This is a genomic window from Type-D symbiont of Plautia stali, from assembly GCF_001485335.1.
Taxonomy (GTDB): Bacteria; Pseudomonadota; Gammaproteobacteria; order Enterobacterales; family Enterobacteriaceae; genus Pantoea; species Pantoea vagans_C.
On the sequence record NZ_BBOC01000002.1, the window covers coordinates 65,954 to 83,953 of the forward strand.

Here is an 18,000-nt window from a genome sequence, read left to right on the forward strand (position 1 = left end):
CGGTCGCCATAAATAGCAACCCTACGACGGTCGAGCACGGTTTTTGTAGGGTCGCCATTTATGGCGACCTCGTTGTTTACTTGATCACACCCAACCACTGCTGCGCAATCTGCGCATATTCACCGGTCGCGGTGCTGAGATGCAGCCACTGATCGACATACAGCTTCCAGCTCATATCATCACGCGGGATCATATAAGCCTTCTCACCATACTGCATGGGCTTGTCCGGATTGATGGCGCACAGCGTCGGATAGTGCTTCATCTGGAACAGGGCTTCTGACGCATCGGTGATCATCACATCGGCTTTTTTATCCACCAGCTGCTGGAAAATGCCCACGTTGTCGGCCAGTTGCAGCGTCGAGTGTGGCAAATGGCTGTGCACAAAGGCTTCATTGGTGCCGCCAGCCGGTTCAATCACGCGGACGCTGGGTTGGTTAATCTGCTCAACGGTCTGGTATTTGTCTTTGTCATCGCAGCGTACCAGCGGGATTTTTCCATCCACACCCAACGGTTCGGCGAACCAGGCAATCTGCTGGCGCTTCAGCGTGACGGACACCCCACCGAGGGCGATATCGCACTGCTTCGCGACAAAATCGTCGCTCATGGTTTTCCACGTGGTGGGCACCCACTGCACTTTGGCCCCTAAGCTTGCTGCCAGTGACTGCGCCATGCTGATATCCAGCCCTTCATACTGACCGTCGCTGCGCAGATAGCTATAGGGTTTGTAGTCACCGGTGGTACAGACTTTCAGGGTTTTACTGCTACGAATTTCATCGAGGTGAGACTGCGCCGAAGCCGTGCCTGTCACCAGAAGTAATGCACTCAGTATCGCGGTTTTCATGGATTCTTCTTTATTGTGTTGATGTTGGTTTGCCTGCGGATTGTTTCATGAAGCGCCGCATTATTGCTTTATTAGCAAAAGTCTTGTGATCAATCACGCATTTTTCTGCTTCGCCTGCGCGCGTAGAGTGTGCGCCATTAACGAATAACGGAGCGAATCATCCATGAGCAATATTTTAATTATCGATGGCGGTAAAACCTTCGCCCACTCAAAAGGCGAGCTGAACCACACGCTGACGGACGTCGCCGCCAGCCAGTTGCGTGACCTCGGCCATAACGTTGTGGTGACGGTGGCTGACAGCGATTACAACGTGGCAGAAGAAGTGCAGAAATATCTCGACAGTGACGTGGTGATCTACCAGATGCCAGGCTGGTGGATGGGCGAACCCTGGACCGTGAAAAAGTACATCGATGATGTGTTTACCGAAGGCCACGGCGCACTGTATGCCAGCGATGGCCGCAGCCGCAGCGATGCCAGTAAAAAATACGGCTCAGGCGGCCTGATTCAGGGCAAAAAATATATGCTGTCGCTGACCTGGAACGCCCCGCTGGAAGCCTTTACCGATCCCGAGCAGTTCTTTGAAGGTGTCGGCGTTGACGGCCTGTACCTGCACTTCCACAAAGCCAATCAGTTCCTCGGTATGGAAGGCCTGCCCACCTTTATCTGTAACGATGTGATCAAAATGCCAGACGTGCCACGCGATATTGAGCGTTATCGGACTCATCTCAGCCAAATCTTTGCTTAACTTTAAGCACACCGGGAAAAGAGGAAGCGCTATGTTAACTGTCGTTGCAGAGATTTGTATCAAGCCAGGCCGTCGTCATGTGGTGCTGGAAGCCATCAACAAACTGATCCCTACCGTGCTGGAAGAGGAAGGTTGCCATCAGTACGATGCGCTGGTCGATCACCAGGCGCAGGTGCCGTGGAAGCACAATTCACCGGACTCGATCTTTATGCTGGAACAGTGGGAATCGTTGCGCCATCTGGAGCAACATCAACAGATGCCGCATATGGATGCGCATCGCGCCCTGATTAAAGATGATGTGGTGGATGTGAAGATCCTGGTGCTGGAGCCGGTTCGCTGATCCGCTCGCGCCTCTGCCCTGGCAGAGGCTTTTTTATTACAGCAGTTGGTTTTGCTCAATCTTCTCGCGCAGAAAATCAAGAAAGCAGGTAATGCGTGAAGTGAGAGACTGATTACGGTAATACACCGCATGGATCGGCAGACGCAACTCACGCGTGTCACTCTCCAGTACCTGCACCAAATCACCGCGCGCACGATCCTCACGGGTGACAAAATCGGATAAGCGCGCAATGCCCTGCCCCGCTAACGCCAGTTGTCTCAGCGTCTCTCCGCTGGAAGCTAACAGCGTGGGTTTGACCTGTAAAAACTCCCCCTCCCGCTGCCACACCGGCCAGACATTGTGCGCATCTAACTGACTAAAGCCGAGCCGCTGGTGGGCAGACAGTGCCTCCACATTGACCGGCGTGCCGTGATGTTGCAGATAACCTGGGCTGGCCACTAAACGCGTCGCACTGCTGCCCAGCACGCGGGCGCGCAGCGTCGAATCACGCAGTTCCCCAACGCGAATCGCAATATCGGTCTGCTGTTCCAGCAGATCGATCATGATGTCGTCAGTGTTTAACTCCAACTGGATTTGCGGAAAACGCTGCCGAAACTCCGCCACCAGCGGCACAATCACATGCAGCATAAAGGGAGCGTTAGCATTCACCCGCAAGCGGCCAGAAGGGATATCGCGGCGTTGGGCAATCTGCTCTTCTGCCAGCTCCACCGATGAGAGGATCTGCCGCGCATGATCGAGGAAGATCAGCCCCTCCTCAGTCAGCGCCAGCCGCCGGGTGGTGCGATGCAGTAAGGTGGTTTGCAGCTTGGATTCCAGGCGGCTGAGCGCCCGACTGATGCCAGAACTGGTTTGTTCGAGATGATCGGCGGCTGCGGTGATCGATCCCGTATCCACCACCGCCACCCAGGCGCGTAACTCTTCCAGCGTGATTTTCAAAATTCCTGTCCTCAGAGCTATACCCAGCTTGGCATGCGCAACATTTGTCTGCGGCAGCATAGCACAATGCTTCGACTGCCACGGCCAGCGACGGGTTAAACACGGAGGACAGGCTCAACGTAAAACAGAAACAGCGGGAATGGACTGGCGATTGAAGCGTCCGCCCACAGCACGTTCAAGCTGTGCCGCCAACTGCAACAGTGCGCCATCATTTTCCTGACGCGTCTGGAAATGCATGCCAAGAGGAATACCGGATTCCTGCCAGGCCAAAGGAATCGAGATACCCGGCGTGCCCGTCAAGCTGGCCAACGGTGTGTAGGAGAACAATTCCCATAAGCCATAAAACCAGTCCAGAACATCTGGGTTGTCACTCAGAGTCAGATAACGTTTGTCTCCCAGCAAAGGTGTGGGGCCGGAGAAAGTAGGGGTCAAAATCATGTCCCACTCCTGATAAAACTGGCCAAGTTTGCGTGATGTGGTGTTGAACACATCCTGCATCAGCCAGCGCTGGTGGTAGGACATCTCGCGCCCTTTCTGCCAGATTTTGATGTTGATGGGCTCAAACTGATCCTCTGGCGGGGCTTGCAGACCTCTTTTCTCCAGCAAACGCTGAATAGATTCTGCGAAGTTGCTGATATAGCAGGTCGTTTGCGCCTCAAATGCAGCGGCAAAATCGATGTCAGGCGTCACCCACTCCACCTGATGCCCTAGCTCCTGCAATAGCCGCACCGTTTGTTCTAACTGCTGCACAAAGTGTGGAGCAGCATGATAATCGCCCCACTGATGTGAGACGGCAATTTTCAGCGGGGCGGGATCGCGCTGAATCAGGTCACCATAAGGGATATCGGGCTGCCAGTAAGGCATAAACTCACCGGGCGCGCCGCCACGGCAGCGGTCAATAAACAGCGCGGAGTCACGCACCGAGCGGCTTACGCAGCCCTGTGTCGACACATAGCCAGTTATATCTGACAGACCCGGCGCGATGGAAAACACCCCGCGCGTGCTTTTCAAACCAATCAAGCCATGTGAACCTGCCGGAATGCGAATCGATCCCCCGCCGTCAGTCGCATGCGCTAACGGCAACACACCTGCCGCCACGGATGACGCCGCTCCCGCCGAGGAACCAAAGGTGGTGTAATCGGTATTCCACGGGTTACGAACAACATAGATATCGGGATTTTCTGCCGAACCCGCCACACCAAACTCAGGCGTTGCTGAACGGCCAATCAGGTTCAACCCTGCGGCACGAATTTTTTCGGTGAGAAACGCATCCTCAGTTGCGCGGTTGCCCTGCATAAATTTCGAGCCCTGCTCTTGCAGCCGCCCTTTCAGCGTGGGGCCAAGATCTTTGATCAACATTGGCACGCCGCAAAACGGGCCATCAAGGTTCGTATTGTCGGCAGGATGGGCGATGGCATCATCAAACATCTCAACCACGGAACTGATGTGCGGATTCACTTTTTCGACGGCCGCTTTGGCCTGTGAAGCCAGCTCCTGTGCAGATACCTCGCCGCGTTTGACCAGGATGGCCAAGTCAGTGGCATCACAATCGACCCACTCTTCCCAACTCATGATGGTATTCATGTTGTTAGCTCCTTTCGCGTCTCTTAATCAGGTTTTCACCGTCACGGGGGTGGCATGACGCTGGCGTTCACGAATCAACAGCACCGAAGCAATACACAAGAGATTGGCGGCAATCAGGTAGTAACCCGGTGACACCGGATTGCCCGTGGCCTTAATCAGCCAGGAGAAGATGATTTGTGCCGTACCGCCAAACAGCGTAATGCCAAAGGCATAAGCGATGGAGAAACCGGTAGAACGCACATAGCGTGGGAAGTTTTCACACAGCACCACCAACACGCCAGAACCACTGATGCACTGCAAGGCGGCGAACACCGCAATCACACTGAAAAATACCGTATCGCTTCGCCAGGTGTTGATGAGTTCCAGACCCGGGAGCAGCAAGATGAGCAGTAACACGCGCGGCGCGATGATGGTGATCTTGCGGCCAAAGCGATCGGCCATCCAGCCGCCAACCAGCGAGAAAATCACCACGCACACGCCTATCAACATGGTCGAGGCCATTGCCGTGCTGGAGGCAAAGTGCAACTCATTCAGCGCGTATGTGGTCATGTAATTGAGAAAATATTGGGTGATGGTGCTGCCTGACAGCATGAAGATACCGAGCAGGATCAAGCCACGATAATTTTTAACGACTTCAGACAGCAGGCTACCCGTGGTCTTGGTCACTGCGGTGTTGTCGCTGTTAAAGGTTTCGCGCAGATTGCGGCGCAGATAGAGCGCGATAGGCAGAATAATCAAACCAAAGGCGAAGGGAATGCGCCAGCCCCAACTGGCCAGTTGTTCCGGCGTCAGCAGTTGTGTCAGCAGATAGCCAATCAACCCAGCGGTAATGCCCGCGAGGCCCTGCGCCACAATCTGCCAGCTGGCGAAAAAGGCGCGCTTGCCGTGCGGTGCCGCTTCCATAATAAAGGTGGTCGCTGGGCCCGCTTCTCCGCCCCATGCCAGCCCCTGCAGCAGGCGCACCAGAACCAGTAAAATCGGTGCGGCAACCCCAAGCGTTTCATAGCCCGGCAGAATAACCAATCCCCCGGTGCCGATCGTCATAAATACCATGGTCAGCAACATCGCGGGTTTACGCCCCACGCGGTCTGCGTAGCTGCCAATAAAGATCGCCCCCAGTGGCCGCACCACAAAACCGATGCCGAAGATGGAAACGGATAATAGCAAACTCAAAAAGGGATCGTGTGAAGGGAAAAACGCATTGCCAATTAACACAGCAAATGTCGCGTAGGCACTGAAATCAAAAAACTCGACCGCCGCACCCAGCACGACGGCCAACACTTCTTTTGGCGTTGCTCTTTTTTCACCCGTGTGGGTTTGAATATGATTCGACATTTCAGGCCATCCTCAATGTTGTACTCAAGCCAGCCACCAGAATTCCTTTGAGAACAAATTATCTCGCTCCCAAATGAAAGAATATTAATTACGGTCAGTAGGATGTGATGAGGTATTAACGTCGTCCTGTGCCATCACGGTTAATGCTTTAGGACTCATCTTGGTTACAGAGATATAACAAAGCGCAGAGGGCGCCACTATCACCAATCTGCGCTTTTAGTGTCTACTAAATGTGAGCACTGTTGCGGCTCTCTCATGCATAAGCAAAAAGTATCATAAACGCCATCCCTATGATTTATAGTATTTTCCAATCAACCCCTTCTGCAACACCGCTTTATCTGGCATCAGAAAAAAAACCATTACGGCACTAAATGTGTGCACCAGATCAATATTCGACATTATTGGTGCAGAAAAAACAAAATCTATAGCGTTGATAAAAAACCATTTTTCTTATTTGAGAGCTAATGAAATGACATTTGCACAATAACAACGCCAGTGCGCCTGATTATGGAGCACCGCAAAGTGAATAAGAGGGAATATGCAGCTCAGAGCACTGAAATATTTTAGTCAAGTGGCGAAGTCAGCCTCACTCCGCGAAGCTGCCGATAAGCTGTTTGTCACCCCCACAGCGGTGACACGACAGATTGAATTACTGGAACATCATTATGGTGCCTCACTGATTGAGCGCAGCCCACGCGGAATAAAACTGACGCGTGAAGGGGAATACCTGGCGCAAGCCGTGCAGGCAACGCTGCGGGAATTAGAAGGGGTGAAAGAGAAAATCGCTTCATCACAAAGCATCGTGTCTGGCTGTATTCGCATCTGTTCAGCTGAAAGCCTGATTGCGCCTTTTATTGCTCCTACGATTAATGACTTCCAGCGGCTACATCCCGGCGTCTGTTTCGATATTGACGTCGGCAGTGCACCGCATATTGCCGAGGCGTTAATTACCGATAAAGCGGACGTTGCCCTGACTTTTTACATGCCCGTCAGTGCCGAATTGCAGGTGACGCACTCCTGTTCGCTCAAACACAAGATATTGATGGCACCCAGCCATCGTCTTTCCAGTAAGAACGTGCTGACACTGCGGGACATCGCACAACATCCTCTCGCCATTCCGCCCTCGAATTTTTCCGTCAGGCAGTTGCTGGAGTCGGCAGCCAAGCGAGAAAATCTGGTTTTGGATATGCGCTTCGTGACCAATTCGATTGAAGTACAGAAACGACTGGCGATGTTGGGTATGGCCCTGCTGATATTACCGCAGCTCAATGTGGGCGATATCAGCGATCAGGAAAAGCTCATCGCGGTCGCGCTGAGTGATAGCGTAATGGGAACGGTAAAAGTGGATCTGGGCTTGCCAAGACAGCGCACGCTATCAATGGCGACAAAGATTTTTCATGAGATGCTGGCGAAGCGGATTAATGCACAAAACGCTTAACAGGCGCTTGCCATCATGGTGATGGCAAGCGCACAGCAATTAAGCTTCCAGGTCGGCGAGGTCGCCTTTTTCCTGCAGCCAGTTACGACGATCTTCCGAACGTTTCTTCGCCAGCAGCATGTCCATGACACGCAGCGTTTGCTCTACATCGTCATCGCTGACCGTCAGTTGGACTAACCGGCGCGTGTTGGGATCGAGTGTGGTTTCACGCAGCTGCAACGGGTTCATTTCACCCAGACCTTTGAAGCGCTGAACGTTAGGCTTGCCCTTTTTACGCTTCAGCTGCTCCAGCACGCCCTCTTTCTCATCTTCATCCAGTGCGTAAAAGACTTCCTTACCGAGATCGATGCGATACAGCGGCGGCATGGCGACGTAAACGTGACCATGTTGTACCAGCGTACGGAAGTGCTTCACAAACAGCGCGCACAACAAGGTGGCAATATGCAGGCCATCGGAGTCCGCATCCGCAAGAATACAGATCTTGCCGTAACGCAGTTGGCTCAGATCTTCACTGTCTGGATCGATACCGATCGCCACAGAAATATCGTGCACTTCCTGCGATGCCAGCACTTCATCGGACGACACTTCCCAGGTATTCAGGATCTTACCTTTGAGCGGCATGATCGCCTGATATTCACGATCGCGCGCCTGTTTGGCCGACCCACCCGCGGAGTCCCCTTCCACCAGGAACAGTTCGGTTCGGTTCAAATCCTGCGCGGTACAGTCCGCCAGTTTGCCAGGCAGCGCTGGGCCGCTGGTCAGCTTTTTACGCACCACTTTCTTGGCGGCGCGCATACGGCGCTGTGCGCTGGAGATCGCCAGCTCGGCCAGCATTTCTGCAGCCTGTACGTTTTGGTTCAGCCAAAGGCTGAAGGCATCTTTAACCACCGCAGAAACAAAGGCCGCGCACTGGCGTGAAGACAGGCGCTCTTTGGTCTGACCGGCAAACTGCGGGTCCTGCATTTTCACCGACAAGACGTAGGCACATCGATCCCAGATATCTTCCGCCGACAGTTTCACACCGCGTGGCAGAATGTTGCGGAATTCGCAGAACTCGCGCATCGCATCCAGCAGGCCCTGGCGTAAACCATTAACGTGGGTACCGCCTTGCATGGTGGGGATCAGGTTGACGTAGCTTTCCGTCAGCAGTTCACCACCTTCCGGCAGCCACAGCAGCGCCCAATCCACCGCTTCCACATCACCGGCAAAGCTACCGACAAAAGGCTTCTCTGGCAGCGTGGGCAGACCGTTGACCGCTTCGCCCAAATAATCGGTGAGGCCATCCTGGTAGAGCCAGGTCTGCTCGGTATCGTTGACTTTATCTTTGAAGACAATTTCCACGCCCGGACAGAGCACGGCTTTGGCTTTCAGCACATGTGTCAGACGAGAAACGGAAAAGCGTGGGCTGTCGAAGAAACTTTCATCTGGCCAGAAATGGACACGCGTGCCGGTGTTGCGCTTGCCTACCGTACCGGTAACGGTGAGATCCTGCACTTTATCGCCATTTTCAAAGGCGATGTCATACACTTCGCCATTACGACGCACCGTGACTTCTACGCGTTTTGACAGGGCGTTCACCACCGAGATCCCTACGCCGTGCAGGCCGCCTGAGAACTGGTAGTTTTTGTTGGAGAATTTACCGCCCGCATGTAAACGGCAGAGGATCAGCTCAACGGCGGGTACGCCTTCTTCTGGGTGGATATCCACCGGCATGCCACGGCCGTCGTCGATCACTTCCAGCGACTGGTCAGCATGAAGAATCACTTCCACGCGTTTAGCGTGACCGGCCAGAGCCTCATCGACGCTGTTATCGATCACTTCTTGTCCTAAATGGTTAGGACGCGTGGTATCGGTGTACATCCCCGGACGACGACGCACCGGTTCAAGGCCGGTTAAGACCTCAATCGCATCGGCATTATAGCTTGATTGGCTCATCGTAACTGTCTGATTAGCAATATGAAAATGGGCCCATCCCGCAGCAATCAGGGAGCATTTAATCCCAGGAAATCAATCATCTGCGCAAAATGGCGTTCGAATCCGATATAGGCATGATTGCCGCCTTCTTCGACCGTCTGGCGGCACGCGCTGTAATATTCCAGCGCCTGGCGGTAGTCGAGCACTTCATCGCCAGTTTGTTGCAGCAACCAGAGTAAATCGGGCGCTTCAAGCGGGTCAATCTGCATCACTTTCAGATCGTAAATGTGGCGAGACTCTAACACATATTGCTGGCCAGTGTAGGGATTCCGGTTTTCGCCGAGATAATCCACCAGCAGTTCAAACGGCCGCACGGCAGGATTGACCACCACCGCAGGCAGCATAAAACATTGCGACAGCCAGGTGGCGAAGTAACCGCCGAGAGAGGATCCCACTAAACCCAGCGGTTCACCTGCATACTGCATCACCAACTCTTCCAGCATGCTGGCTGCTTCTGCCGGAAACGTGGGCAGTTGCGGCACCAGCACATTGAGGTGGGGATGGTGCTCATGTACCCACTGTTGCAGTTGCGTGGCTTTAGCCGATTGCGGTGAACTGTTGAATCCATGCAGATAGATCAGCGCCGCCATCGTTTAGTAGCCCTCGGAATCAAGGTCAGGGCGGAACATATCACTTTGCAGACGGTTCACTTCGGTTTCCAGCACGCCATCCGCTTTCAGCGTTAACCAGCGCCAGCCAGGCGCCACATTATCAATGGTAAAGCTGGTGCAATGCGGTTTGAACTGCACACAGGTCGACGGCGAAGCCAGTACACGGCGACCATGCCAGTCGAGATCCAGTTCCTGATGAATGTGACCACAAACCAGGTTGCGTGCTCGCGGGAAGTGTTGCAACACCGCTTCTAACTGATGCGGATTGCGCAGGCTATGTTGATCCAGCCAGGTACATCCTGATGCCACCGGATGATGGTGCAGCAGCACCAGCGTGTGACGCTCAGGATGTTTGCGCAGCGCGTTGTCCAGCCATTCCAGTTGGTATTCACTCAGCATGCCATGCGGTACGCCAAACACCTGGCTATCCAGCAACACCAACTGCCAGTGTTCCCCCAGCAAAACATGTTTGTCAGAGGCGATACCCGCTTCGGCCAGCGTATCGACCATGGCAGGTTGAAAATCGTGATTTCCCGGCAGCCAGACGCACGGCTTCGGCAGGCGTGTAATACCCGCTACGAAGTGTTGATAAGCTTCGACGGTGTGATCCTGGGCGAGATCGCCAGTGGCGATAATCAGATCGTAATCGTGCTGTTGCGCCGTGATGGCGTCCAGCACCGCATCAAAACTCGACCAGGTATTTACCCCAAGCAGCGATTGATGTTTTCCTGCAAAAAGATGGGTATCCGTGATTTGTAAAATCCTGATATCGGCCCCATTTGCCGCAGGAAGAGTGAGCAGGCTATCCAAAGCGTTTCCTTTATCTCCACGCCATTGTTATCAGCAAACCGGCACGGCCACAGCACCGTGCGCCAGACAATATCGCAACCAATCGGCAAGGAACTGGTTAATCTGATGTTTTTCATCGCGCTGATGCAGTTTTTTATTAGGATAATCATAGCGCGCTTTGAAACGATAGATCTGCTGAGTGGAACACACTTCAGCGACCATCGCATCATGGTAGAGCCGCACCGACATCGATGGCAGGCTCCAGTAACTGACCGCAGGGGCCACCTGGCGAACCTCCACCAGCGTGGTATAACGCGTCGACTCTTGGATGGTGAGCTGATAACTGGCGCCGTTCACCTGATAGATCACCGACGCGCCTGCCTCGTCATTTCGCGGCAGCAGGCGACGCAGCTGTGCGAAATTGGTTTCGCACAGACGCATCATTTCGGGAAAGTCAGGGGTATAGCGCTGTTTCATTTTAGCTTCCACTCTTGTCGTAGTTTCTCATGGTGCAACGCCAGCCATTGCAGGGCGATGACAGATGCCGCGTTATCAATAATCCCCTCTTCCACCCAGCGATAAGCCTGTTCGCGGCTCACCACATGGACAAGAATATCCTCATTCTCTTCCTCCAGCCCGTGATTTCCTTCTGCCAGGCTGGCATCCACTTCGCCCACCAGCACCGACAAACGTTCAGACGTTCCGCCTGGGCTGGCTAAGTAATTCACTATCGGTTTAATGCGCCCCACCTTGAGGCCAGCTTCTTCTACCGCCTCACGACGCGCGACATCTTCTGGGGTTTCGCCCGGTTCAATGATACCGGCCACCATCTCCAGCAGCCAGGGCGTTGGGCTGGAATCAAAAGCCGGGATACGGATCTGTTCGATCAATACCACTTCATCGCGTTTGGGATCATAGGGTAACAGCACGGCGGCGTGTCCGCGCTCAAAAACTTCGCGCACCACTTCACCACTCATATCGCCGTTAAAGCGGCGGTGACGGAAACGGTAGCTGACGATGGAAAAAAACCATCGTAACGTGTTTCACGTGCAATAATTTCTACATCGTTTTTTGTGAAAGTCACAGGGGATTTTTTTTCACCCGCCATCATCTGGCTCCTTATGCAGATTGGGATGGAGCGAAGAAAAGCCAACCCTTGTGCTCCGTCCGAGTGGTTCTTTCTGAATTATTTACGTAAATTAGGGGAAGAAGGCACGTTCAGCCAACTTATCTCTGACGCCGCCTCTGTAGAATCGGCGATTATTTTTTGGCTTACCTGCAGCACTACCAGTGCAATTTGCTGCAACAAAAGGAATGCAAATGAAAAAACTGCTCCCACTTTTTATTGGGTTGAGCCTGGGCGGATTTAGCCTTGCCAGCCAGGCAGAAAACCTGTTGCAGGTTTACCAGCAGGCGCGCCTTAGCAACCCGGATCTGCGTGCTTCAGCCGCTGACCGCGATGCAGCCTTTGAGAAAATTAACGAAGCGCGTAGTCCTTTATTACCACAGCTGGGTTTAGGCGCAGATTACACCTATAACAACGGTTACCGTGACAGCAGCGGTCTCCATTCCAACACGACCAGCGCTTCTCTGCAATTAACTCAAACTATTTTCGACATGTCGAAATGGCGCGCTCTGTCGCTGCAGGAAAAAACAGCCGGGATTCAGGACGTCACCTATCAGGTTGCCCAACAGGATTTGATCCTGAACACTGCAACCGCGTATTTCAACGTGTTGAAGGCGATTGATACCCTTTCTTACACAGAAGCGCAGAAACAGTCGATCTACCGTGAACTGGATCAAACCACTCAGCGTTTTAACGTTGGACTGGTTGCCATCACCGATGTGCAGAACGCCCGTGCGCAATATGACAGCGTGCTGGCCAACGAAGTGACGGCGCGTAACAACCTCGATAACGCGGTGGAATCTCTGCGCCAGATCACCGGGATGGATTATCTGGCACTGGCATCACTGAACATCGATCGCTTCAAAACCGCTCGTCCAGATGCAGTAGCAACACTGCTGAAGCAGGCTGAAAGCCGTAACCTCAATCTGTTATCTGCTCGTTTGAGCCAGGATCTGGCGCGTGAACAGATTCGTTCTGCTGAATCTGGCCATATGCCAACGCTGGATCTGACCGCTTCAACGGGCATGTCTAACAGCAAATATGGCGGCAGCCGTGCGAATCAGAGTTCAGGTACCACCGATTCCATCACGGGATCCAACCAGGTTGGTCTGAGCTTCTCACTGCCGCTGTACAGCGGTGGTTCGGTGACCTCTCAGGTGAAGCAGGCGCAATATAACTTTGTTGCCGCCAGTGAACAGCTGGAAGGTGCGCATCGCAGCGCCATCCAGACCGTGCGTTCATCCTTCAATAACGTTAACGCCTCTATCAGTAGCATTGATGCTTACAAACAGGCCGTTGTGTCTGCGCAGAGCTCACTGGATGCGATGGAAGCCGGCTATCAGGTGGGTACGCGCACTATCGTTGATGTGTTGGATGCGACCACCACGCTGTTCAACGCCAAGCAGCAGCTCTCTGATGCACGTTACAGCTATCTGATTAACCAGCTGAACATCAAATATGCGCTGGGTACGCTGAACGAGCAGGATTTGCAGGTGCTGAACAGCTCGCTGGGCAAAGAAGTGACCACCGCACCTGAAGTGGTTGCTCCGGAAAACAGCCAGCAGGCTTCACGCGTGGATAATGGTCCAAAAGCCACTACCGCTTCAGCCGCGGCGAAAACCCGTCCGGCAGCCGCTCACAGCAGTGGAAATCCATTCGGTAATTAATCTGTTAAGGGGCCGCTTACGGCCCCTTTCGCATTCAAACGTATATACACGTCATCATTCAAGCTACAGCGGCGTTGGCTGCTCTCGCTCACCCGAATCACTTACTTTTGTAAGCTCATCGGAACTCCCTCGTTTGCCGCCTTGCTGCATCGTGAATAATTTAGTGTATAACAACGTAAAGATCCCCCAGCCATCCGGCTTCTCGCTTCATTTTCCACCACTCATCACCTATCCTAAGCCACACCTTTGGGCACAGGATGAAACAAAATGAAACGGACTAAAAATATTCGTCATGCCGCTTTTCGTAAAAGCTGGCAGGCTCGCCACTTAACGCCGGTTGCACTCGCCGTGACCGCGGTGTTTATGCTGGCGGGCTGCGAACAGAGCGATGAAACAGTCTCGCTGTATCAAAATGCGGATGATTGTGCGAAAGCCAATCCAAGCCAGAGCGCACAATGCACCACGGCGTATAACAACGCAGTGAAAGAAGCTGAGCGCACCGCACCGAAATACGCTACCCGTGAAGATTGCGTGGCGGAATTTGGTGAGAACCAATGCCAGCAGACGCCAGCACAGGCCGGCGTTGGTACCACTGCCAACAATGCTGAAGCACAACAGAGCGGTAGCTTCTGGATGCCACTGATGGCCGGTTACATGATGGGCCGTATGATGGGCGGTGGCGCAGGCTTCGCGCAGCAGCCGCTGTTCTCACCGAAAACACCGAACAGCCCAGCCAACGGTCAGTTTGTTGATGCCTCAGGCAAAAACTACGGTGCTGCCACTTCAGGCCGTACCATGAACGTGCCGAAAACCGCCATGGCACCGAAACCCGCTACCACCTCCACGATTACCCGTGGTGGCTTTGGTGAAACGGTCGCGAAGCAAAACACCATGCAGCGCAGTAATGCTACCAGCACCAACCGCAGCAGCACCGGCAGCAGCCGTTCGATGGGAGGCTAAGCCGCAGTATGCAACGCATTGCCATCAGCGAACGCCCGGACTGGCGTGAAAAGGCCAACGAATACGGTTTCCAGTTTCACACCATGTACGGCGAGCCTTACTGGTGTGAAGAGGCTTACTACCAGTTCACGCTGGCGCAAGTTGAGCAGTTAGAAGAGACCACCGCCGAACTGCATCAAATGTGCTTGCAGGCCGTCGAGAAAGTGGTGAACAGTGATGAACTGCTCGCCCGCTTCTGCATCCCGAAACATACCTGGGATTTCGTACGTGATTCCTGGAAATTGCGCCAGCCTTCGCTCTACTCGCGCCTGGATTTAGCCTGGGATGGCAAAGGCGATGCCAAGCTGCTGGAGAATAACGCCGATACGCCCACCTCGCTGTATGAGGCGGCGTTTTTCCAGTGGATCTGGCTGGAAGATCAGGTGCGTGCAGGCAACCTGCCGCAAGGCAGTGACCAGTTCAACAGCCTGCAGGAAAAGCTGATTGAGCGCTTCGCTGTGCTGCATCAAGAGCATGGTTTTAACCTGCTGCACTTCGCCTGCTGCCAGGACACCGAAGAAGATCGTGCTACGGTGCAATATATGCAGGATTGTGCCACCGAAGCGGGCCTGCCAAACGAATTCCTCTACATCGATGAGATTGGGTTGGGTGAGAAAGGCCAGTTCACCGATCCGCAGGATCAAGTGATCAGCAACCTGTTCAAGCTCTATCCGTGGGAGTTCATGCTGCGCGAAGTGTTCTCCACTAAGCTTGCCGATGCGGGTGTGCGCTGGTTAGAGCCAGCCTGGAAGAGCATTATCTCGAATAAAGCGCTGCTGCCCCTGTTGTGGGAGATGTTCCCGAATCACCCTAACTTGCTGCCCGCCTATTTTGCTGATGACAAGAATGCCCCGCAGATGGACAAGTACGTGGTGAAACCGCTGTTTTCTCGTGAGGGTGCCAACATCCGCATCATCGAAAATGGTCAGGAAATCGCGCGTGCTGACGGCCCGTATGGCGAAGAAGGGATGATTATTCAGCAGTTCCATCCGCTGCCTAAATTTGGCGATAGCTACACGCTGATTGGTAGCTGGCTGATTGACGATCAACCAGCCGGTATCGGTATTCGTGAAGATCGCGCCCTGATCACCCAGGATCTGTCTCGCTTCTACCCGCACACCTTTATCGAATGATCGCTGTGCCGCCCGAAACACTCGGGCGGCCAAAGCGTTAGCCGATCTGCACAGACATCATACTGATCGCCCCCATCTCCATACCTTCGATCGGAATCGTAATAGATTCTTCATCGGCACGAGCGCCAAGGATATACAGCAACGGCAGATAGTGCTCGGGTGTGGGGTTCGACAGCTCTGCACCTTCGTGCTGCAGGTAATTCACCAATGGGTGATCCGCGACTGCGCCTTCAAAATTCAGGTTCTCACGCACATATTCATTGAAGCTCTCAGCCCACGGATAGGCTGTCGCCGCGCCTTGCCAGCGCAGCATACGCAAATTGTGTACCACGTTGCCGCTGGCAACGATCATCACCCCTTCATCACGCAGCGTCGCCAGTTTGCGGCCCAACTCGAAGTGCCACTCAGCGGGCTGGGTACCATCAATACTCAACTGCACCACTGGGATATCCGCGTCCGGGTACATTTTGGCTAATACGCCCCATGAGCCGTGATCAAATCCCCAATCGTGATCGGCATGCACGTCAATTGGTGCCAGCAGATCGATCACTTCCTGCGCCAGTTCGGGTGATCCTGGCGCTGGGTAACGCACATCAAACAACGCCTGCGGGAACCCTCCAAAGTCGTGAATGGTGCGTGGATTATTCATCGCCGTCACCGAGGTACCACGAGTGTACCAGTGTGCCGACACCGCCAGAATGGCGCGCGGACGCGGCAAAGTTGCACCCAAATGCTGCCATGCGCGGGTATAAGGGTTGTCTTCCAGTACGTTCATCGGGCTGCCGTGACCTAAAAACAGGGCGGGCATTCGGTTGTGGCTCATGAGGGTTCCTCTGACGAAGTGTCGCTTTATTAATCGCTACGATACGCGCTTTCGTGCCGGGATTAACGCTGATAACGGTGATGATGTCTGTCAGGGAATTTGAATAAGAATGTGAAGGTGTGATGATGATGGACGGCGCAATTCATTGCGTATCTTTCAGCAGCATTGCCGCTTTAGACACGCGCGATAAATCGCGCCGCTACGGTTATTTGCCCGTCAACGCCTTGGTGCACCCGAAGTCGTTGAATGGCGGCCCCGACAGGTTTAGCTTGCCTGACGTGTCTCGCGCTCGCGGCGGTAAGCCACCAGGTCTTCGATGGTCACGACCGGCATATTGTGTTGCTTAGCAAACACAATGGCTTCCGGCGCATGCGCCATGCTGCCGTCGTCGTTGGTGAGTTCACACAGCACGCCAGCGGATTTGAATCCCGCCAGTGTGACCAGATCGATCGTGGCTTCCGTGTGACCACCACGAGAAAGCACACCGCCTTCGCGGGCGCGCAGTGGGAAGACGTGGCCTGGACGATTGAGATCGCTTGGTTTAGCACCATCGGCAATCGCAGCGCGAATGGTGGTGATACGGTCTGCTGCAGATACGCCGGTTGTCACACCCGCAGCCGCTTCGATGGTCACGGTGAAGCCAGTGCCATAAGAGCTGGTGTTGGTTTCCACCATCATTGGCAGATCCAACTGCTGACGGCGCTCTTCAGTGATGCACAGGCAGACAATGCCGCTGCCGTGGCGAATGGTTAGCGCCATCTGCTCTACGGTCATGGTTTCGGCGGCAAAGATCATGTCGCCTTCGTTTTCACGATTTTCATCGTCAAGCACCATTACACCGCGAGCGTTACGCAGCGCATCGATGGCGCGTTCTACACGCTGTTCAGGCGTGCCAAATTCAGAAAGAAGCGTCTGATTCATGGTAAAAAACCTTATAAAAAATATATGAGTTACCAGAACCAGGGCGTGCTTAGGAGTGCGCAAAAAAACACATGGCAAAAACGTGACGCGGGCGTAAGCCCGGCTGATGTCGTTACCCTCTCCCATCCGGACTCTAACCGTCGGCCCCGGAATTACACCGGATCTGCTGACCCTTCACTGAACAGCGAAAGCGCTCGCGGGCTTTCAGCCGAAGCTGATTTACCGCCGGTGGGGAATTTCGCCCCGCCCTGAGAATAAGCGAGGTCACTATAACGCCAATCATCTGGACGGGCAATCGCCAAAAGTGCAAATGCTTTTGCATTTCCTGCGTTGCGCAATTCAGGTTTAACCTTTTCGGTTCAGGCATTACACTTACCCTTTGTTGAGTCGGAACACGCGCTGTTATCAGCCACCGCAACCAGGAAATTACCATGATCGACACGAAAAAATTGAACAACTGGCTCGCCAGGTACATGAAGCTATGCCGAAAGGCATTCGCGACTTTGGCGACGATGTCGAAAAGAAAATTCGTCAGGTATTGCAGGCGCAATTAACCCGCATGGATTTGGTTAATCGGGAAGAATTTGATGTGCAGACGCAGGTGTTACTGCGCACGCGTGAGAAACTGGCCGCACTGGAACAGCGTCTGGCAAAACTGGAGAGTGAGAGCCCTGCCGCTCCGGCTCCTGCGGTGGTGACACCGGATCCAGCGGGTAAAATCGATACACCTCAGTGAGG

At 53.8% G+C, this 18,000-nt stretch carries 16 protein-coding genes, 2 pseudogenes and 1 riboswitch; of the genes and pseudogenes, 7 read left to right on the top strand and 11 right to left on the bottom strand.

The window, feature by feature from the left end:
- Nucleotides 1-76 precede the first annotated feature (76 nt).
- A complete protein-coding gene (locus PSSD_RS01045) occupies nt 77-841 on the bottom strand; it encodes a transporter substrate-binding domain-containing protein (RefSeq protein WP_039328592.1) in 765 nt (254 codons plus the stop codon).
- A 163-nt stretch (nt 842-1,004) separates the two neighbouring features.
- Between PSSD_RS01045 and PSSD_RS01050 the strand changes: the two genes are divergently transcribed.
- Both PSSD_RS01050 and PSSD_RS01055 read left to right on the top strand, forming a co-directional pair.
- Complete coding sequence (locus PSSD_RS01050) at nt 1,005-1,586, top strand: NAD(P)H-dependent oxidoreductase (protein ID WP_039328590.1); 582 nt, start codon at nt 1,005-1,007, stop codon at nt 1,584-1,586.
- A gap of 31 nt (nt 1,587-1,617) precedes the next feature.
- Nucleotides 1,618-1,926: a putative quinol monooxygenase gene (locus PSSD_RS01055; RefSeq protein ID WP_039328588.1), complete on the top strand. Its 309-nt coding sequence runs from the start codon at nt 1,618-1,620 to the stop codon at nt 1,924-1,926.
- A 36-nt stretch (nt 1,927-1,962) separates the two neighbouring features.
- Here the strand turns inward: PSSD_RS01055 and PSSD_RS01060 are convergent, their stop codons facing one another.
- From PSSD_RS01060 to PSSD_RS01070, 3 genes are all read right to left on the bottom strand, one after another.
- Entirely contained in the window at nt 1,963-2,862 is a 900-nt protein-coding gene (locus PSSD_RS01060; protein ID WP_039328618.1) for a LysR substrate-binding domain-containing protein, read from the bottom strand.
- A 114-nt stretch (nt 2,863-2,976) separates the two neighbouring features.
- On the bottom strand, nt 2,977-4,446 hold the full coding sequence (locus tag PSSD_RS01065; RefSeq protein WP_039328587.1) for an amidase: 1,470 nt from the start codon (nt 4,444-4,446) through the stop codon (nt 2,977-2,979).
- 27 nt (nt 4,447-4,473) lie between these two features.
- Nucleotides 4,474-5,781 (bottom strand): MFS transporter, encoded by a 1,308-nt coding sequence (locus PSSD_RS01070; protein WP_058968792.1) that lies wholly within the window; start codon nt 5,779-5,781, stop codon nt 4,474-4,476.
- A gap of 538 nt (nt 5,782-6,319) precedes the next feature.
- Here PSSD_RS01070 and PSSD_RS01075 point away from each other — a divergent pair.
- The gene (locus PSSD_RS01075; RefSeq protein ID WP_058968795.1) at nt 6,320-7,219 is read left to right on the top strand and encodes a LysR family transcriptional regulator; all 900 of its coding nucleotides are present in this window, start codon (nt 6,320-6,322) and stop codon (nt 7,217-7,219) included.
- A 39-nt stretch (nt 7,220-7,258) separates the two neighbouring features.
- On the opposite strand, the gene parE is transcribed toward PSSD_RS01075, so the two are convergent.
- The 5 genes and pseudogenes from parE to nudF all read right to left on the bottom strand — a co-directional run bounded on the left by parE (nt 7,259) and on the right by nudF (nt 11,701).
- Nucleotides 7,259-9,154 (bottom strand): DNA topoisomerase IV subunit B, encoded by a 1,896-nt coding sequence (gene parE, locus PSSD_RS01080; protein WP_039328580.1) that lies wholly within the window; start codon nt 9,152-9,154, stop codon nt 7,259-7,261.
- A 47-nt stretch (nt 9,155-9,201) separates the two neighbouring features.
- The gene (gene yqiA, locus PSSD_RS01085) at nt 9,202-9,783 is read right to left on the bottom strand and encodes an esterase YqiA (protein WP_039328578.1); all 582 of its coding nucleotides are present in this window, start codon (nt 9,781-9,783) and stop codon (nt 9,202-9,204) included.
- 3 nt (nt 9,784-9,786) lie between these two features.
- Nucleotides 9,787-10,614: a 3',5'-cyclic-AMP phosphodiesterase gene (gene cpdA, locus PSSD_RS01090; RefSeq protein ID WP_058968798.1), complete on the bottom strand. Its 828-nt coding sequence runs from the start codon at nt 10,612-10,614 to the stop codon at nt 9,787-9,789.
- A gap of 30 nt (nt 10,615-10,644) precedes the next feature.
- Nucleotides 10,645-11,070, bottom strand: coding sequence for a DUF1249 family protein (locus PSSD_RS01095; protein ID WP_058968800.1), 426 nt, complete (start codon nt 11,068-11,070; stop codon nt 10,645-10,647).
- Nucleotides 11,067-11,701: pseudogene (gene nudF / locus PSSD_RS01100) on the bottom strand (ADP-ribose diphosphatase). Before nudF ends, PSSD_RS01095 begins: the two are co-directional and overlap by 4 nt.
- A gap of 212 nt (nt 11,702-11,913) precedes the next feature.
- Between nudF and tolC the strand changes: the two are divergent.
- The 3 genes from tolC to PSSD_RS01115 all read left to right on the top strand — a co-directional run bounded on the left by tolC (nt 11,914) and on the right by PSSD_RS01115 (nt 15,518).
- Nucleotides 11,914-13,386, top strand: coding sequence for an outer membrane channel protein TolC (gene tolC / locus PSSD_RS01105; protein ID WP_039328571.1), 1,473 nt, complete (start codon nt 11,914-11,916; stop codon nt 13,384-13,386).
- 267 nt (nt 13,387-13,653) lie between these two features.
- Entirely contained in the window at nt 13,654-14,346 is a 693-nt protein-coding gene (locus PSSD_RS01110) for a DUF1190 family protein (RefSeq protein ID WP_058968804.1), read from the top strand.
- A gap of 8 nt (nt 14,347-14,354) precedes the next feature.
- Entirely contained in the window at nt 14,355-15,518 is a 1,164-nt protein-coding gene (locus PSSD_RS01115) for a glutathionylspermidine synthase family protein (protein WP_058968807.1), read from the top strand.
- A gap of 37 nt (nt 15,519-15,555) precedes the next feature.
- Here PSSD_RS01115 and ygiD read toward each other — a convergent pair whose 3' ends face one another.
- Nucleotides 15,556-16,341: a 4,5-DOPA-extradiol-dioxygenase gene (gene ygiD, locus PSSD_RS01120; RefSeq protein ID WP_058968810.1), complete on the bottom strand. Its 786-nt coding sequence runs from the start codon at nt 16,339-16,341 to the stop codon at nt 15,556-15,558.
- 264 nt (nt 16,342-16,605) lie between these two features.
- On the bottom strand, nt 16,606-17,262 hold the full coding sequence (gene ribB, locus PSSD_RS01125; protein ID WP_058968813.1) for a 3,4-dihydroxy-2-butanone-4-phosphate synthase: 657 nt from the start codon (nt 17,260-17,262) through the stop codon (nt 16,606-16,608).
- 110 nt (nt 17,263-17,372) lie between these two features.
- Nucleotides 17,373-17,522: riboswitch (FMN riboswitch) on the bottom strand.
- Between the two features lie 171 nt (nt 17,523-17,693).
- Between ribB and ubiK the strand changes: the two are divergent.
- Nucleotides 17,694-17,998 (top strand): annotated as a pseudogene (gene ubiK / locus PSSD_RS01130) (ubiquinone biosynthesis accessory factor UbiK).
- The last annotated feature ends 2 nt before the right edge of the window (nt 17,999-18,000 follow it).